This is a genomic window from Variovorax sp. DXTD-1 (assembly GCF_003984625.1).
In the GTDB taxonomy this organism is placed as follows: Bacteria; Pseudomonadota; Gammaproteobacteria; order Burkholderiales; family Burkholderiaceae_C; genus Variovorax.
This window is the reverse complement of the sequence record NZ_RWKH01000085.1, coordinates 1-343: the sequence shown is the minus strand read 5'-3', so window position 1 is coordinate 343 and position 343 is coordinate 1. Positions and strand designations below refer to the sequence as shown.

The 343-nt window shown below is 67.1% G+C and carries 1 protein-coding gene; it reads right to left on the bottom strand.

All coding sequences use genetic code 11. The annotated features are described in order from the left end of the window. Positions 1-343 (bottom strand): hypothetical protein (locus EJI00_RS25225; protein WP_185868227.1); only part of this gene is annotated, 343 nt, incomplete at both ends.

Sequence of the window (343 nt, the reverse complement as noted above, 5' to 3'; positions counted from 1 at the left end):
AATTGGCGCCAACGCCTGCACTTCGGGTACAGGCGGTGCGGGCTGCTTCTGCACAGGCGCCTCGTCCGGCAGATGCCCTTGCGTACGGGCCTGCGTACGCTCCACCGAAGGCTGCGGTGTCCTTTGAGGACTCGGCTCGTTCTTGAACCGCTCCCTGTCCTGCGCCAGCGCAATCTCCAGGTCGCGCATATGGGCCTGCTCCTGCGCCAGGTGCATCCGGTACAACGGGCTGCCCTTGTCCATCTGGGATGTATCCAGCTTGCCCACGGGCCGCAACGAGCCCGGGGAAATCTGCTCGGGCTCGTCGCGGCGCCGGTGCGCCTCGGCAAAGCTCATGCCGCCC